14 protein-coding genes are annotated in these 17,439 nt (G+C 44.3%); 7 read left to right on the plus strand and 7 right to left on the minus strand.

The window, feature by feature from the left end:
* Positions 1-335: 335 nt before the first annotated feature.
* Positions 336-4,085, plus strand: a complete 3,750-nt coding sequence (locus EWM62_RS08865) for a S8 family serine peptidase (protein WP_129876295.1) — start codon at positions 336-338, stop codon at positions 4,083-4,085.
* A 55-nt stretch (positions 4,086-4,140) separates the two neighbouring features.
* Here EWM62_RS08865 and EWM62_RS08870 read toward each other — a convergent pair whose 3' ends face one another.
* Positions 4,141-4,632: a hypothetical protein gene (locus tag EWM62_RS08870; protein WP_129876296.1), complete on the minus strand. Its 492-nt coding sequence runs from the start codon at positions 4,630-4,632 to the stop codon at positions 4,141-4,143.
* Positions 4,633-4,859: 227 nt separating this feature from the next.
* Here EWM62_RS08870 and ggt point away from each other — a divergent pair, with 227 nt between their 5' ends.
* The 4 genes from ggt to EWM62_RS08890 all read left to right on the plus strand — a co-directional run bounded on the left by ggt (position 4,860) and on the right by EWM62_RS08890 (position 8,632).
* Positions 4,860-6,560, plus strand: a complete 1,701-nt coding sequence (ggt, locus tag EWM62_RS08875) for a gamma-glutamyltransferase (protein WP_203235013.1) — start codon at positions 4,860-4,862, stop codon at positions 6,558-6,560.
* Positions 6,561-6,649: 89 nt separating this feature from the next.
* Positions 6,650-7,090, plus strand: coding sequence for a MarR family winged helix-turn-helix transcriptional regulator (locus tag EWM62_RS08880; protein ID WP_129876297.1), 441 nt, complete (start codon positions 6,650-6,652; stop codon positions 7,088-7,090).
* A 91-nt stretch (positions 7,091-7,181) separates the two neighbouring features.
* Positions 7,182-7,691, plus strand: a complete 510-nt coding sequence (locus EWM62_RS08885; protein WP_129876298.1) for an FKBP-type peptidyl-prolyl cis-trans isomerase — start codon at positions 7,182-7,184, stop codon at positions 7,689-7,691.
* Positions 7,692-7,696: 5 nt separating this feature from the next.
* Positions 7,697-8,632, plus strand: a complete 936-nt coding sequence (locus EWM62_RS08890) for an FKBP-type peptidyl-prolyl cis-trans isomerase (RefSeq protein ID WP_129876299.1) — start codon at positions 7,697-7,699, stop codon at positions 8,630-8,632.
* Here the strand turns inward: EWM62_RS08890 and EWM62_RS08895 are convergent, their stop codons facing one another.
* The 3 genes from EWM62_RS08895 to EWM62_RS08905 all read right to left on the minus strand — a co-directional run bounded on the left by EWM62_RS08895 (position 8,633) and on the right by EWM62_RS08905 (position 12,417).
* A complete protein-coding gene (locus EWM62_RS08895) occupies positions 8,633-9,949 on the minus strand; it encodes a cryptochrome/photolyase family protein (protein ID WP_129876300.1) in 1,317 nt (438 codons plus the stop codon).
* Positions 9,942-10,847 (minus strand): TIGR01777 family oxidoreductase, encoded by a 906-nt coding sequence (locus EWM62_RS08900; RefSeq protein ID WP_129876301.1) that lies wholly within the window; start codon positions 10,845-10,847, stop codon positions 9,942-9,944. Before EWM62_RS08900 ends, EWM62_RS08895 begins: the two co-directional genes overlap by 8 nt.
* A 127-nt stretch (positions 10,848-10,974) precedes the next feature.
* Positions 10,975-12,417, minus strand: coding sequence for an SDR family oxidoreductase (locus EWM62_RS08905; RefSeq protein ID WP_129876302.1), 1,443 nt, complete (start codon positions 12,415-12,417; stop codon positions 10,975-10,977).
* A 664-nt stretch (positions 12,418-13,081) separates the two neighbouring features.
* Between EWM62_RS08905 and EWM62_RS19300 the strand changes: the two genes are divergently transcribed.
* The gene (locus tag EWM62_RS19300; RefSeq protein ID WP_162499812.1) at positions 13,082-13,237 is read left to right on the plus strand and encodes a hypothetical protein; all 156 of its coding nucleotides are present in this window, start codon (positions 13,082-13,084) and stop codon (positions 13,235-13,237) included.
* A 12-nt stretch (positions 13,238-13,249) separates the two neighbouring features.
* Here the strand turns inward: EWM62_RS19300 and EWM62_RS08910 are convergent, their stop codons facing one another.
* From EWM62_RS08910 to EWM62_RS08920, 3 genes are read right to left on the minus strand one after another with little or no spacing between them, the layout of a single operon-like run.
* A complete protein-coding gene (locus EWM62_RS08910) occupies positions 13,250-14,578 on the minus strand; it encodes an ABC1 kinase family protein (protein ID WP_129876303.1) in 1,329 nt (442 codons plus the stop codon).
* A gap of 1 nt (position 14,579) precedes the next feature.
* The gene (locus EWM62_RS08915; RefSeq protein ID WP_129876304.1) at positions 14,580-15,263 is read right to left on the minus strand and encodes an HAD family hydrolase; all 684 of its coding nucleotides are present in this window, start codon (positions 15,261-15,263) and stop codon (positions 14,580-14,582) included.
* Complete coding sequence (locus EWM62_RS08920) at positions 15,250-15,909, minus strand: TetR family transcriptional regulator C-terminal domain-containing protein (protein WP_129876305.1); 660 nt, start codon at positions 15,907-15,909, stop codon at positions 15,250-15,252. The genes EWM62_RS08915 and EWM62_RS08920 overlap by 14 nt, the downstream gene beginning before the upstream one ends.
* A 208-nt stretch (positions 15,910-16,117) precedes the next feature.
* Here EWM62_RS08920 and EWM62_RS08925 point away from each other — a divergent pair, with 208 nt between their 5' ends.
* Entirely contained in the window at positions 16,118-17,419 is a 1,302-nt protein-coding gene (locus EWM62_RS08925) for a DASH family cryptochrome (protein WP_129876306.1), read from the plus strand.
* Positions 17,420-17,439 lie beyond the last annotated feature (20 nt).

Below are 17,439 nucleotides of genomic sequence, written 5' to 3' on the forward strand. Positions count from 1 at the left end.
TATAAAAAGGAATATTGTAACTTTTAAGGGTATTTACGGTAAAAAAAACTATATGGATTTGCAGATGAGCGGTTTAAAAATCAGTCACGAAAAAATTATCTGGGCAATAATTCCTCATAATGGGGAAAAATATACACAGTGTGTAATTTTTACATTAATCTGCAAGTTGATATTTTTAACTGAGTAGAAATTATAGACTTAGGTAATACCAGGCGGTATATGTTATACTATAATCTTTAATTATAGCTCAAATTTTAAGCCAAGTATTTTTGTATGTAGGGTATGCCATAATATTATCTAAATTATATATTTTTAGCGTGCACTATTTTTAATGTATGGGCAAAAGGTATCCGCTCCTGTTTATTTATCTTTTATTAACTGCCTGTACCATGCAGGTGTTTGCCCAAAAGCAAATTCCTATTAATGCAGCAAAACAAAAAAAATTAGATTCACTTTCCTTACGCTCGGCCCAGGATTTTACAACGGGTCATCAAAAAGCAGTGCAGCTGGCGCCGTCAAAGGGATGGGCTATACGCAGGGTTACCAAAGCAGGTAACCTGGTAGCTTTGCAGGGGGTGAACAACCTGGGTTTCCCCGTGTTCCTGATCACACATAATAACACCATAGCCGCGGCAACTACGGGTACAAATACAGTACAACCAGGCGGGGCGTTAGGCCTTAATTTAAACGGCAGCAGCGCGTTTTTAAACAATAAACTGGGTATTTGGGATGGCGGGCAGGTATACAAGGCCCACCGCGAATTTGCCGGTAAAACCATCACCGCCAAAGATAACGCTGATGTGCTGGGCCACTCTACCCATGTTGCCGGTACCATGATAGCCAAAGGGGTTTATGCACCTGTAAAGGGTATGGCATATGGCGCAAATACTTTACAGGCCTGGGATTTTGATGACGATGTAACCGAAATGAGCGCATCCGCATCCGGTCTGCTTTTATCAAACCACTCCTACGGGGATGTTGGAGGCTGGGATTATAACAGCAGCGATGGCCGTTGGGAGTGGTATGGATTGCCGGGAGATAACGAAGACTACAACTTTGGTTTTTACGATTCGCGCGTACAATCGTGGGATAAGATAGCCTATAATGCACCGTATTATTTGATTGTAGAGTCGGCGGGTAACAGCCGGTCAAGTAACGGGCCCGCGGTAGGTTCAACTTACTATGGTTATGCCAGCCGCACCAATCCAACATTTGTAAATAAAGGCCCTCGCCCGGCAAATATCAGCAGCAATAATGGCTACGATATTATTACTACCACGGGTAACGCAAAAAACATACTCACCGTTGGTTCGGTAGGGCCGGTGCCCAACGGGCCGGTTAACCGGGCAGATGTAGCCATCTCTTTCTTCAGCAGCTGGGGGCCAACAGATGACGGCCGCATTAAACCCGATATAGTTGGCGATGGCGAAAATGTTACGTCAACGGGGATACAGGGTACCAGTTCATACCTTACCTTGTCGGGTACCTCAATGGCGGCGCCAAATGTTACCGGGTCGTTATACCTGTTACAGGAATATTACGCTCAAAAAAACGGCGGCAACTTTATGCGGTCGGCCACATTAAAAGGCCTGGCATGCCATACCGCGTTTGATGCGGGTAACATAGGGCCTGATTATATATACGGCTGGGGCCTTTTAGATATGCGCAAAGCCGCGCAGGCCATTACCGATAACGGTGTAAAAAGTATTATTAACGAAGCTACGCTAACACAGGGGCAAACGAAAACCTTTGAGGTAGTAGCTTCGGGTGTTGGCCCGCTATCAGTCACCATATCCTGGACGGATCCGGAAGGTACACCAACCCAGGGCACAACCATAAACGACCGAACCCCAAAACTGGTAAACGATCTTGACCTGCGCCTGGGCGATGGAGCCGTGACCTTTAGCCCCTGGGTGCTAACTCCTGATAATCCATCGGCAAATGCCACAACCGGCGATAACATCAGGGATAATATTGAACAGGTTTATATTGCCAATGCGGTGCCCGGTAAAAAGTATACGGTTACCGTTTCGCACAAAGGTACGCTTCGTTCGGGCAGCCAGCCGTATTCGGTAATTGTGACAGGGGCTGGGGGAAACCCATATTGCGCATCGGCACCAACATCTACTGCCGATTCAAAGATCACTAAGTTCTCGGTGTCAAATATAAATTACACCGCCCCGGCGGGCTGTACAGGCTATACTGATAATACCAATCTATCTATCCAACTGGAGGCAGGAAAAACGTATCCGTTCAGCCTGGCTTTGGGTACCTGCGGCGCAAATTTTAATAAAGCCGCTAAAATATTTATCGACTGGAATGGCAACGGCGATTTCGATACTGATGAACTTGTAGAAACTACCGGTGTGATAGCAGGCACAAGCACAGTTACAGGCAATATTGCCGTTCCTGCAACCGTTGCCCCGGGCAATATCAGCCTGCTACGGATAGTATTGAACGAAACCACTACGCCTGCCTCCATAGCGGCATGCGGTACTTATAATAAAGGCGAAACGCAGGATTACCGGATCCAGTTTATAAAACCTGCTGTTGATGCCGGAGTCATAGCTGTTGTAAATTCGGATGCGGGTGTTACCTGCGCAACGGCTGTTGCAGTAACCGTTAGATTAAAAAACTTTGGTAGTACAGGTATAAGTAATATACCGGTTACAGTAACGGTTACCTCACCAAATAATACGGTAACCACCTTAAATGAAACCTATACAGGGTCATTAAGTCCCGAAGAGGAAACAGATTTTACCTTTAGCAGCAAATTTAATGCTGTTGCAGGCGCAACATACAGCATTACGGCCGAAACTAACCTGGCAGGCGACCCTATCGTTTCAAACAATAAGGCAACGGGCACTATCGCGATCGGTTTCCCGCCGGAAATTAGCGGGCTGCTGGCTTACTTTTGTACCAATACAAATGCCTACCAGCTATCCGGTTCGGGCGATGGGGAATTGCTTTGGTATAGATCTGCCACAGACGCTATCCCGGTAGGGTATGGTTCGCCCGCTACGGTCATTACAGAACCAATTAACAATACTTTTTACGCGGGGTTAAATGATTTTAGCGGTAAAGTTGGCCCGGCTAATAAAAATGTGTTTGCCGCCGGTGGGTATAACGAGTTTACCCCCGGGGTAAAAATAAATACCAAAATACCGGTTACAATAGAAAGCGCACGGTTATACATTGGCAACCCCGGCAAAATCACATTTACAGCCACTAACGATAATGGCGAGGTGGTATCGTCGGTAACATTAAATGTTAGGGCAACCAGCGCCACAGCACAGCCCGGCGACCAGCCCAATGACCCAACCGACCAGGGTAAAGTATATACCCTAAACTTGCTATTGCCTGCAGCGGGTAACTACGTAATAACTCCAACTTACGAAAATGGCGCCACCATTTATCGTAACAATGGCGGGGTAACGGGGTACCCGTTCACTATTGGCAATATTTTTAGTATTACCGGCAACGATGCCATATCTGATCAAAGCGAAACCGACACCACGTACTATAAAAACTTTTATTATTACCTGTACGATATGCAGGTACGCAGCCCCGGTTGCGCATCGGCGCAAAGGGTTCCGGTAACCGTTACCAAACCGGTTATCACCCAAAATGGCGATGTGCTCAATTCCAGCATTGCAACAGGTAATCAGTGGCTGCTTAATGGCGTAGTGATAGATGGTGCTGTTGAAGCTACTTACACCCCGCTGGTGAGCGGTAATTACCAGGTGCAGGTTACATTAGATAATGGTTGCACGGCTTTATCAGATGTGTTTGCCTATGCGCTTATCGCCAAAAACCCCGATAAAACAACAGATATTGGTTTAACCATATTCCCGGTGCCGGCCAATACCTATTTTAATGTACTTTTTGAAGCTAAAGCCGCGGGTAACCTACAGCTGTCGCTGGTTAATAGCAGCGGCCAGATAGTATACCAAATATCACAAAAGGTGGCTGCCGGCAATTTTAGTACCGTGGTAAATACGGTTAACCGTTTACCGGGCACATACATCCTAAAAATAAATCTTGGCGATAAGCTGTACTCCAGGAAGATAATCATCACTAAATAAAACAAGAAAGGCGGCGCACATGCACCGCCTTTCTTATTTACAATGGATGTTTTTTTTAAAAAGTATATTTTAAACCTAAGCCGGGCGCCAGGTCAAAGAATGGGCCGGTGGCCAGTTCAACACGTGGGTTTAGGTCAAGGCTAAAAGCAATAGGCGCATCGGGCAGTTTGTATTCAAGCCCCAAAACGGCATCGGCACCAAGCAATACGCGGCTGTCGCTATAATAGTTATCATCACCAAAGCGTTTGTAAATGCCGCTGCCCACAGCGCCAACGTGGGCGCCAAAGCCGTAATAAAATTTCAATTTTGGCGTATTAAAAGCGGGCTGATGAATTTCGTATAAGCCGGTTACCACAAGGCCGTGGTTACGTATACCTAAGATCCCCTCAAGGGCAGTATTGCTGTTCATGAAATATTTAATAGATGGGCCATTTTCGTAACCGCCAAATTTTATGCCAACGGCGGTTTTGTAATCCTGCGCGTGTGACCGGTTAGCAAGCAGCAAAAAGGATGTTAATAATACTGCGACGAAGGTAAATTTTTTCATAGTTTAATTTTTTGTTTGTTGCGGCCCGTTCGTAAATGGCCGCATACTTCGGATAAATGATTTAATAGTTATGTAATTAACGGCATAAATAGCGTTTTATGCTGATTTTATAAATATGATACTGCAATAATATATTATGGAACTGATTTTCAACCGGAAAATAATCAACATATCCACATTGTATTTGTAAACCGAAATACCTTAAATTGCCGGGATATTTACCTGTTATGATGAATTTTAAGCCAATAACAGCTTACATAGCTACGATATTATTTATTGCCGTAAGTATTGCCGGGTATGCCCAACAGCAAACTGCAGCAAATGACAAGTATAAAAATGGCATGGTAGTTTGCGCCTACCCCGATGCTGCAAAAGCCGGGCTGGATGTGCTTAAAAAAGGGGGCAACGCTGTAGATGCTGCCGTTGCCGTGCAGTTTGCATTGGCGGTTACGCACCCGCAGGCAGGTAACATTGGGGGCGGCGGCTTTATGGTTTATCGGTCTGCAAAGGGGGTTTCAACTACGTTGGATTTTAGGGAGAAAGCCCCCGCAAAAGCAAGCGCGGATATGTACCTGGATGCGGCTGGCAATGTTATCCCTGATATGAGCCTTTATACTCACCAGGCATCGGGTGTACCGGGTTCTGTAGACGGTATGGTACAGGCACATAAAAAATATGGCAGGCTTAAATGGGCCACACTGGTACAGCCTGCCATCAATCTTGCATTAAAGGGGTTTAAAATGACCAAGCGCCTGGCGGCTGATATCAACCGTAGCGATTCGGTTTTTAAAAGCCTGAACCCCGGAAAAAAATATTTAATTGGAGACAGACCCTGGCAGGAGGGTGATACCCTGATACAGCACGACCTGGGCGAAACGCTGGCGCTGATACGCGATAAAGGCCGCGCCGGCTTTTACGAAGGTAAAGTAGCCGGTTTGATGATAGCAGAAATGAAACGGGGCAATGGCTTGTTCACCAGGGCCGATCTGCAAAACTACCATGCTGTATGGCGCAAACCGGTTATCGGTACTTATAAAAACTATAAAGTTATTACCATGCCGCCGCCATCAAGCGGGGGCATAGCGTTGCTGCAATTGCTTAAATCGGTAGAGCCGTACCCTTTGCACCGTTATGGTTTTAACAGCGATAGCACCGTACAATTAATGGTAGAGGCCGAGCGCCGGGTATACGCGGACCGATCTAAATACCTGGGCGACCCAGATTATTATAAGGTACCTGTTGATAGCCTGCTTAGGCCAAAGTATATAAAAAGCCGGATGCAAAGTTTTAACTGGGATGCCGCTACCCCCAGCGCCAGCATACAGCCCGGCACCTTTATAGGTTACGAAAGCGACCAAACCACGCACTATTCTATTGTAGATAAGGATGGAAACGCGGTAGCTATCACCACTACGCTAAATGACACATTCGGTTCTAAAATATTTGTAGCAGGGGCCGGCTTTTTGCTGAACAATGAGATGGACGACTTTAGCTCGAAGCCCGGTGTACCCAATATGTATGGGCTGGTAGGGGGCAAGGCTAATAGTATACAGCCCGGCAAGCGCATGTTATCGTGCATGACGCCTACCATCGTCGAAAAAAACAATCGCTTATATATGGTTGTGGGTACCCCCGGCGGGTCAACTATCATAACCTCGGTATTTCAAGCGGTGCTTAATGTTATCGAATTTGATATGGATATGCAGCAGGCTGTTAGCGCCAAACGTTTCCATCATCAATGGCTGCCCGATGATATCCAGAGCGAGGCAGGGGCTTTAAACGATGCAACAAAGGATAAGCTGGTAAAAAAAGGTTACAAGCTAACCAAAAGAGGCGCCATTGGCCGGGTAGATGGGATATTAAAAACAAGTACAGGCTACGAGGGCGGTGCCGACCCCAGAGGGGATGATACAAAGTTAGGATATTAATTCATAGGGAATAGTTGATGGTTCATGGCGGTTACTATGAACCATTATCTATGAACCATGAACTAAAAAAAATGTTATGTTTGTGAGTTATGCGAAGCAGTGTAAAACACCAGGAAACAATTGATTATTTTTTAAAGATAGTTTGGCAAACTGTAGCGAACCGTTATAACCAGTTGGTTACCGAATTTGGGATTACGCAGTCTATTGGTTATTTATTGATAAATATAGATGAAGAAGGAACTACAGTATCGCAGGCTGCTGCGTTACTGGGCCTTAAATCAACCAGTTTATCGCGTATGCTAAACCAATTGGAGCAAACAGGGCTTATTTACCGCGAATCCAACAAAGGGGATAAACGATCGGTAAAAATTTACCTGACCGAGCTGGGTAAAGAGAAGCGGCAATTGGCAAAAAACGTTGTAAAACAGTTTAATAACTACCTTAATGCGCATATAAGTGATGCTGATAAACAGTATTTAACCGAGATGCTTAAAAAAATAAATCAGCTAACCCTCAACTATAAGCCATAAAACATACTTTTTAACGTTATGCTAAGTGTTAAAAAGTGTTAAGCTGCTGATTTTGCCATATAAAACAATAAATTTGCCTTTTGAAAATTGGATGAACAGGATACTGTTGATATTATTTTTGTGTGTGGTTTGTTTGTCTGCCTGCAAAAAGGGTTATGACCCTATTGCCGAAGAGCGGGTACAGGCAGAGAAGGATGACAAAATAATACAGGACTATATTGCTGCTACACCAGGCTTAGGCGCGGTAATTAAGCGGGTTGACAGCGCAGGTATAGCAACAGGTGTTTACTATGTAGAACTGGCGCCGGGAAGCGGGAATGAATTGTTCACAAACTCCACACGGATAACAATTGATTATACCAGCAAAGTACTTACAACAGGGGAGGTATTTGCCGAAAGTAATAATTTTCACCCCTCGTTTACTTTGGGCGAAGTGTTAAGGGCTTGGAAACTGGGTATCCCGCAAATAAAAAAAGGTGGTAAAATACGGATAATATCAGCATCGAAATATGCTTATGGTCCGTATGACCAGCCCCAAATTAATTTACCAAAAAATTCGGTGGTAGATTTTGAGATTGAACTTTTAGATGTAACGAACTGATTTAGATGAAACAAAAGATTTTTACTTTTTTATTAATTGCAGCCGCAGGTTTAACCGCCTGTAAAAAAAATAACGATAACCAACCGGATATCAGGGAGTACGACCAGCAGCAAATACAAGCTTATATAAGTGCCAATGGCTTATCAGACTTTAGCGCGGATACTACTAAAGATGGTACAGGCACCACCGGCATGTATTATAAAATTATAACCCAGGGTACCGGCGATACCCTTAAATATGCTGATAAAGTATCTATGGTTTACACCTTAAGATCTTTTGACGGTAAATACATTTCATCAGATACCATAGCAAACCACTATAACGATTATTTAGGCCATTTGGTTAACGGTAACCTGCCTAAAGGTTTACAACTGGCTATTCACAACATCCTTCAATATAAAGGCAGCAGCATGCGCCTGTTGATACCATCGCGTTTGGCATATGGTGTAAATGGTTTTGGTTCGGGCAGTATAACCAACGTTAATACCCGCATAGCCGGTAACCAAAGCCTCGATTATTATGTGCACATCATTGGCGACCAGGACGTTTATGACGATAAGGTTATTAATAATTACCTTACTGCAAACAATTTAACAGGTTATACCAAGGATGTATTGGGCTATTATTATAAAATAATAACACCCGGTACCGGGCAAAGCGGCGAAATAACGGATTATGCCACTATTACCACCACATATTCGGGTTCCCTGTTAAATGGTTTTGCATTTGATGAATCGGCTAAAACCACGGCAACCACTTTGAACCCGTATTCGCTGATATCAGGAATTCAAAACGCGCTTACAAAATATGCTAAAACAGGAACATCTATTTCGGTTATAGTACCGTCATCCTTAGGGTATGGTACCAATATCCAAAACTCTATTCCGGCAAACTCTGTACTTAGGTTCGAGTTTCAGATAACCGAAGTTAAGCAGCCTTAATTATTTGCTTAAAGCCGCTTTAAAAGCTTTTAAACATCTTTCGCGCGCAAAAGCATGGTCTACAATGGGTTTTGGATATTTGCTAAAGTCGGCATATTCCGGCACCCATTTTTTTATGTACTCTAATTTCGGGTCAAACTTTTTAAGCTGGCTATCGGGGTTAAATATCCTGAAGTAAGGTGCGGCATCAGTGCCGCTGCCGGCTGCCCATTGCCAGCCGCCCACGTTACTGGCCATTTCATAATCCAATAATTTCCGGGCAAAATAACGCTCGCCCCAGCGCCAGTCAATCAGCAGGTCCTTACTTAAAAAACTGGCGGTAACCATGCGTACACGGTTATGCATAAACCCGGTAGCGTTCAATTCGCGCATGCCGGCATCTACTAAGGGGAAACCGGTTTCGCCTTTGCACCAGGCCTCAAATTGTTCCTCATTGTTCAGCCAGTGAATCCGGTCATACTCCGGCCTGAACGCGTGGTCCATCGTTTGCGGGAAATGATAGAGTATCATCATATAAAACTCGCGCCATATCAATTCGTTCAGCCAGGTTTTTTCGTGCGATGCATGTGCATCCCGGGCGCACTGGCGAATACTTACCGTACCAAAACGCAAATGCAACCCAATATGCGATGTACCCCTTATGGCCGGGAAATCGCGCTTTTCGGCATAATCGGTTATAACTTCTTTATAATCTTTCCCGGGGAAATCCATGCCGCTTTCTGCAAAGCCCATTTTTTTTAAAGCGGGCATTGCAGGTGCTTTAAATTTGAGCAGGTTGCCCAGGTATTTTTCGACAGGGTAGGCCTTCAGGTAAAATGGTTTCAGCTTTTGATACCACTTGTTTTTATAGGGGGTAAATACGGTGTAAGGCTTGCCGTCATCTTTGGTCACCTCGTCTTTTTCAAATATAACCTGGTCTTTGTAAGTGTTAAATTCAATATCGTGGTTAGCTAACAACTCTTTTATATCGCTGTCGCGATTTTTGGCGTAGGCCGGTTCATAATCATGATTAGTATAAACCGCTTTGATGTTGTATTCTTTGATAAGCTTTTTCCAGGCGTGTTCGGGCTTATCATAAAACACCAGTAAGCTGCTGTGGTGTTTATGGCATTGCTTATTCAACTCTTCAATAGCTTTGTAAATAAACGTTACGCGGGCATCATCTTTATCTTCAAGCTTATCCAGTATCTCTTTATCAAAAATAAAAATGGGCATTACCGGGTTGCCGCTTTTTAAGGCGTGGTACAGGCCCGCGTTATCCTCCACGCGCAGATCGCGGCGAAACCAAAAAATATTTACCAGGGTATGCTTATCCATATATTTCTTTTAGTGCCGTGGCAATATCAGGGTATTTAAATTTAAAGCCCGCATCCTCAATTTTTTGTGCCGATGCTTTTGTGCTGCCCAAAACAAGGCTGCCCATTTGCCCAAAAAGCAGCTTAATAACAAACGCCGGCACGTTTGGCGCCCAAAGCAGCCTGTGTAATTGCCGGGCCACAGCTACTGTCATCTGCGTATTGGTTACCGGTATTGGCGCAACCATATTATAAACACCGGTTAGCTGAGCATTATCCAGGCCATAAAGGTACATGTCAATAGTATCCTGGTGGTGGATCCACGGCACCCATTGTTTGCCTGTGCCCAGCGGAGACCCCACAGCCAGTTTTATGGGCATAGCCAGCTGAGGTAACGCACCACCTTCGGTAGTCAACACAACCCCCGTGCGGAATTTTAAGATCCGCAAGTCAAACTGTTTACCTTCATCAACCGCTTTTTCCCATTCTATGCAGCAGGTACCTATGAAATCATGCGCAGGCGGGCTATCCTCGGTAAGTAATTCATCGCCCCGGCTGCCATAATAATTAATGCCCGACGCCGATATTACGGTGTTTATCTTATGTGCCTTGTTTTTCATCAGCCCATAAACAAGGCCGATAGATCTGGTGCGGCTTTCTATTATCTCTTTTTTACGCTCCCCGGTCCAGCGTTTATCGGCAATACCCGCGCCTGCCAGGTGAATGATAGTATCAACACCATCAATGCAATGCTCATCTATCTGTCCTTTCTCTACATCCCACAAAAAAGTTTTTACCCGCGGGTTTTTGCCCGGACTGCGGCTTAAGTGGCTTACCGTATGCCCCAAACCCATCAAGGCAACGGTTAAATGCCTGCCTAATAAACCCGAGCCGCCGGTGATGAGAATATTTTTGTTCATTAGTTTTTTAGTTCATAGTTGATAGATCATGGTTCATAGTCAGAGCTATAGTCAATGGATAATAGTTCATGTACGAGATTATACTTGATAAATTTATTGATGAGCGTTTACCATGAACTATGAACTATTACCCCTCTTTAAAATCAGTTATCCGTTTGGCCATGCCCTTAAATATAAAAAGGTGAAATGGCCACATTAAATACCAGTACAGCCTACCCCATAGGCCCCTTGGCCTAAAGGTAGCAACCTGGCTTAAAAAAGTTTTACCGTGGCGTTCAATAATTTTAAACTCCAGCCATGCTTCGCCGGGAAGTTTCATTTCGGCGTAGAGTAAAAGCCGGTTATTTATTTTATCAGCAAGTAAAACCCGCCAAAAATCAATAACATCACCCGGCGAAACGCTTATGTTGCTGGTGCGCCCACGGCGCGAGCCTACCCCGCCAAACAGTTTATCCAAAAAACCGCGGATGTTCCAGATCCAGTCCCAGTAATACCAGCCACGGCTGCCGCCAATGGCCATAATATTGCTGAGCACCTCGGCGCTCTCGCGTTTAAAAGGTTGTTTAACCTTGTACTCCAGCGTGCCGTTTTGCGGTACTTTTATCTGGTCCATAAAGCCGGCGGTAAGGTAGCCATTGTTCAGCGCATCCTTCCAACTGCTAACTATGGAGTTTTGTTCTATTTTGGTAAAGGCCAGTTTAAGGGCGTCTTCATACGTTAAGCATGTACGTTTAACCACGGTATCAATATCGTGGTTTTTCATAATGGTTTCGTTTTTCATACTATCCACCAGGCTTTGGGCCAGCGAGTAGCTTGTAGATGTAACAAAGTAAAGCCAGTACGACGAAATGCGCGGCGACAGGAACGGAATGGTTATAATATACCTTTTAAGGTTGCGCACCTTTGCATAACTAAGCATCATTTGCTTAAAGGTAAGTACATCGGGCCCGCCTATATCAAATGTTTTATGGAAAGATAGCTCGTTTAACAGTACGCCTTCCAGGTATCCAAGCACATCGCGGATGGCAATAGGCTGGCATTTGGTGTTTACCCATCGCGGCACGGTCATGATGGGGAGTTTTTCGGTAAGGTCGCGGATGATCTCGAACGACGAACTGCCCGAGCCAATAATGATAGCCGCCCTTAGTACAGTTAGCGCGGTCTTGCTTTCCCGCAGCACATCCTCTACATGCCTGCGCGACAGCAGGTGGTTTGACAGGCCGGTATCGTTAGTAATACCGCTTAAATATATCAGCTGTTTGCAATTCGTTTTATCAAGCGCCGATACAAAATTATGTGCCGATAAGGCTTCAAGAGCGGCAAAATCATCGGCCTGCGTCATAGAGTGTACAAGGTAATACGCGGCATCTATATCGGCAGGGATAGTTTCGATACTTTGCTCCTTTAGCAGGTCGCCGGTAAGCAGGGTAACGCGGTCGCTGTAATCGCTTTGCTCGTGAAAGCGGCGCTTATCGCGCACAAGGCACACTACAGTATGCCCTTTCTGTAGTAACACCGGGATTAGCCGGGTCCCAATATATCCGTTGGCGCCTGCCAGTAACACCTTCATGATAGGTGCAACAACAGAAAGGGGCAGGGTGTTTTAGTGCCTGCTATATACAGTTTTTGAACAGCCATGATACCCGTCAAAGTTATTGGCCCACAGTATTTTGTAACATTTTTGTTGTTGTTCAGTCAACTTGCTTAAAAAGCAACAAAGCGCATAAACCTTTTCAATTTGAAAATGTTAAAGGTGTAGTAATAAATAATACCATGTTTACACAGAGTTTTCAACTAATTTTAATTTTTTCTTGTATCGCCATAACCGGTTCTTTAGCAGTTTACGGTTTGTATTGCCGTAACCGGGCCAATTCGTTTGTAGGCACAGGGAGGTTAACCGATATAGAAAGCTGGGCCATGAGAGCCACGCTGAGTTGGATAGCCACATTTGTACTTGTATTTGCAATGTTAATACCGTTTATAATTTGAATTAAGGGTTACTATATTTCCCCATAATGTTCAATTTTTCCACGGTACTTATTGTAAAATAAGCAACCATTAACCGGTTATAACCGTAAAAACGTGTAATACAGGTTGATTGATGATGCCGGATATCATTTGGTAAAGTTTTTGCCTGATTAGATCCGTTATCTAATAATCTCCTACTAAGTAGTATTATGCTTACAAACAGCTTTCAGCAATTGGTTATAGGTTTATTATGCGTTTTTTTTGCAATGTTAATTGCTTTTGCCTTATACTGCCGACGTCGTTCTACATCATACATTGGCACCGGCCGGGTTGCCGAAATAGACGCCTGGTATAACAAAGCTACAGTTACCTGGTTGTTTACCATATGCCTTTCGCTGGCGCTGATCATTAAACTTATATAAACGGGGTTTTTACTACCCTGTTACGGTTTCAACGTGCGGTTTGTAGGTATCTGTTTTAACCCTTGCTTTTAGTTCATGTAAAATATTGTACAAGCCAAAATTTGTACGGTTTACATAAATAAAGTGTTTTACTCCACGAGCCTGTTTAAACTCGGGCATTTTTGAAACTTTTTCGCCAAAACCAAACAGATCGTCAAAAAAGGCTTTTTCGCCAAAATCAAAAGTATTGGTGATGTAGGGTTTGGCAAACAAGCTTATCATCTGCTTAAACATGGTGTGATAAAACTCAATTTGCGCCGGGGTATCATTAGGCAATATCATTTCCAGCTTACGGAAGGCTTTTATGGTTTCCTGTTTATCGTCAAATAAATTTGTTGAGGTAAGCGAGAAGAAAGGATAATAAAAATCATCGGGCATTACCTTAATACACCCAAAATCAATAACTCCCAACTTGCCTTCGGGCGTTATCATAAAATTACCGGGGTGGGGGTCGGCGTGTACCGCGCGCAGTTCGTGCTGCTGGTAATTGTAAAAATCCCAAAGCGCCTGGCCAATCTGGTCGCGCAAATGCTGCGAAGGGTTAGTAGCCAAAAACTCGCGCAGGTGCTGCCCATCCAGCCAATCCATCGTAATAATGCGCTTGCTGGACAGGTCGGGGTAATAGCCGGGAAACACCACGTTATCCAGGTTTTTGCAGGCGATAGAAAACTCTATCGAGCGGCGTACCTCCAGCTCATAATCGGTTTCTTCTAAAAGGCGCTCTTCCACCTCGCGCATGTATATGTCCAGTTCTTTTTCGCTCATGCCAAGCATCCGGAAAGCAAATGGTTTTACCAGTTTCAGATCAGATGATATGGAATCGCCAACGCCGGGATACTGGATCTTAACCGCCAGTTTTTTACCATTAAGCTCGGCCTGGTGTACCTGGCCTATTGATGCCGCGTTGGTTGAGCGGATGTTGAATTTATCGTAGATCTGGTCGGGGTTTTTGCCGAAGTATTTTTTAAAGGTTTGCACAATAAGCGGCCCCGAAAGTGGCGGCGCGTTGTATTGCGATTGCGTAAACTTATCTACATAAGCCTGCGGCAGCAGGTTTTTATCCATGCTTAGCATTTGAGCTACTTTAAGCGCGCTGCCTTTTAGCTCGCTTAAGGACTGATAAATATCTGTAGCGTTATCTTCATTCAGTTCAGAGCGGTCCATCTCCGGGTTAAACAGTTTTTTGGAGTAGTGCTTTATGTAATTGCCGCCAATTTTAAAGCCTGTTTTTACAAATTTGGCGCTACGTTCAACTTTGCTTGTGGGGATGCTGTTTTGCTCTTTAGCAGTATTATCACTCATGTTAATCTTTATCAAATAATGCGGCCAGTTTATGCAGACTGATGTCTGCATAGTCGTTAATAGCAATATTGGCCAGTTTGCTTACAACTTCGGCAGGGTGCGCTGTGGTTATGCCTACAACCTTCATGCTCGCGTTATTGCCTGCCTTAAGTCCGGATGTCGAATCTTCAAATACCACGCAATTTTCGGGCTTAGTATATAAATGCTCTGCGGCTTTTAAAAATATTTGCGGCGATGGCTTAGGCTGGCTAACCATGCTGCCGGTAACTATGGCATCAAAATATTGGCGGATAGGTATGGTGTTGAAAATAAAATCAACATCATCCATATCTGAGGATGTGGCCAGCGCTATTTTAACGTCTGCATCCTTCAACTCCGCCAGGAAATTTTCTAAACCATTTATCGGCCGTAGGTTGGGTTGAAAGGCAACCTCGTATAGCTGCTGCTTTTCTTTTACCAATGTTTTCAACTCGGCGTCATCCACATCCTCCCCAAAAAAGCTTCTGATGGTATTTTGAATAGGTACACCGCTTATTTCGCCCAGGTAAGTTTCGTGGCTTAACTCGGGCAATCCTCGTTTTTTAAAAAGCTGTTGCCAAGCTTTGTAATGGAACGGTGTATTGTCTATCAGGGTGCCGTCCATATCAAATATGGCGGCGAAGGTTGCGTGCTTAAAAACTTCCAAATCCCATCTTTTCCTTCAGTCCGCCATTCTTAGCCAAAAACTTGCCATACTCAAACAGGTTATCAATTGGCGAACGCTGAAACAGGTCGAACGTTACGTTTACACCTTTTTCAATGGCCTCGTCGGTTTTCTCAAACCCGGCCGAATCGTCATTTATCCAAAAATTCAGCACAAAGCCAAAGTGTACCCAGAGGGCATCTTTGTAACGTTTGCTAAAAAACTTGCGGTCGCTAAGCTCCTGTGTTTCTATGCCTTCATTCAATATCCCTTCTGCGAAGTTCTCAAAGATCTCTTTGGTTGGCTCCAATACTTTTGGTGTACCCAGGCTGCGGTTTTTTTTTATGCTGTAAACAGCAAAGCTGCGGTGGCTTTTCAATAATTCGAAAAAACTGTAGAAGAATGACAATGCTTTTTCGCGCGATGAGTATTGCGCCCAAATTTCCTGTCCGCGTATTTCGCTCAGCGTTTTAAGCGTCAGGTCGGCCCAAACGCTTTGCTCAACCGCATCAAACGACCCAAAAAAACGGTAAAACTCGTCCTCGGGCATTTTATTTTTTTTAGCAAACACGTAAACCGATTTTGGCTGCTGGCCTTCGGTAAGTACATAGTCTATATACGCTTTTTGGATGCTTTCGGTAGTTGCCATAGTGTTGGGTTTTAACATTTAAAGTTACGTTAAATAGGAGAAGCAAATATCATGCTTATGTTAATTAAACGAATTTGTATGGGCGTTATTTTCAGGGAAAAAACGTGTTATGTTGAGAAGATGTCAAATATTAAACCCGACGTTTCAGGGTTAATAAATAATTGCCATTTTTGTAATTAATCTAAATAAGTTTAGATTAGTTGTTCATATGAGTGAAAAGGTTATACTGGTCTGGTTTAGGAATGATCTGCGCATACACGATAACGAAATATTATCTGAAGCGGTGCGCAGGGCTGATAAAGTATTACCCGTATATATATTCGATCCTTTTTACTTCCGCACCAATGCCAGCGGGGCTTTAAAAACCGGAAGTTTCCGCGCCCGTTTCCTGTTAGAGGCAGTTGCTGATCTGCGCGAAAATTTAAAAAAGTATAATGCCGAACTCATTGTGCGCACAGGCGACCCTGCCGAAGTGCTTACCCAACTTGCCGAAGAATATCATATAAGCGAGGTTTACCACCACCGTGAAGTTGCACCCGATGAAACAGATGTTTCTGAAAGGGTTGAGGCTGCTTTATGGAAAATGCAGCTTAACCTTAAGCATTTTATCGGGCACACCATGTATCATAAGGAAGACCTGCCCTTCCCGATAAAAGATATCCCTGATAGTTTTGTCACCTTTAAAAAGAAAGTAGAGCGCGATAGCACGGTAAGGCCAAGCGTGGTTAGCCCCGAACTTATATTGACCCCCGAAATTACCGACGCGGGCGAATTGCCCACATTGGAAGAGTTGGGTATACCCAACCCTGTTGACGATACGCGTGCGGGCGAAAAAGTTACAGGCGGCGAAACCGCTGCCTTAAAACAATTACACAAATACCTGGAAAACTGCATACAAAGCAGCCAGGGTAAAAATGTACGCAGCGCGTTGTGTAATTCATCTGGCTTAGGCCCATGGCTGGCGGTTGGCTGTATATCGCCGCGGCAGGTTTACTGGGAAGTGGTGAACTATCACCGCGATAACCATTTGCCAAATACCGACCCCATAATGCTGGAACTGCTATGGCGCGATTATTTCAGGTTTATGTTTAAAAAGCACGGTCAAAAATTCTTCCGGTCAGAAGGGTTTGGCGATGTACCTGATGTGGCAGCTAACCAGGACGAACTTTTTGAGCAATGGAAAACCGGCCAAACCGGTGTGCCTTTTATTGATGCCGCCATGCACCAACTTAATGCAACAGGCTTTATTACCAATTACAGCAGGCAGGCGGTGGCAACCTACTTAACTAAAAACCTGCAGGTAGATTGGACAAAAGGGGCGCTTTATTTTGAAGAAAAGCTCATCGATTACTCGCCCGCAAGTAACTGGGGCAACTGGGCATTTATAGCCGGTGTAGGTAACGATACCAAAAGCAACCGCTTTTTTAACGCCGCAAAACCTACCGACCAACTGGATAGTAAAAGTGATTTTATAACCACCTGGCTACCTGCTGCCGAAAGCATTAGTTAGCCCTGGTAATGGTTTGTAAA

Source organism: Mucilaginibacter terrigena (assembly GCF_004168255.1).
GTDB lineage: Bacteria > Bacteroidota > Bacteroidia > Sphingobacteriales > Sphingobacteriaceae > Mucilaginibacter > Mucilaginibacter terrigena.